This window comes from Massilia sp. CT11-108 (genome assembly GCF_047302915.1).
GTDB classification, from domain to species: domain Bacteria; phylum Pseudomonadota; class Gammaproteobacteria; order Burkholderiales; family Burkholderiaceae_D; genus Telluria; species Telluria orientalis.
In genome coordinates this window covers 1-256 of record NZ_JBKYMO010001609.1, presented here as the reverse complement: position 1 = coordinate 256, position 256 = coordinate 1, and the positions used below count along the sequence as shown (strand labels likewise).

Annotated in this window: 1 protein-coding gene; it reads left to right on the top strand. The window is 53.5% G+C overall.

The window, feature by feature from the left end; translation table 11 throughout:
• On the top strand, nt 1-256 hold a 256-nt coding region (locus ACEN88_RS35765; protein WP_413347132.1), incomplete at both ends, for a hypothetical protein.

Below are 256 nucleotides of genomic sequence, written 5' to 3'. Positions count from 1 at the left end.
ATACCGGAGCAATGCGCAGGACGATAAGGATTACCTGAGCGGCGTGGGCTCTCTTGAACGCACGGGACAGTTCGAGTTGAAAGAGTTACTCAAGGCCGATGAATTGACCATTGATCCGGACAACGTCCAGGTGCAGGTTGCCTCGCGCCTGATGTCCACGGCAAAGACGTTAACGCTGTCGGCTTTTGCATTGACTCACTTTGATGAACTGGACAGTGCCGACTTCAAGTTGAAGTCACTCACCTCAGCCGCCATC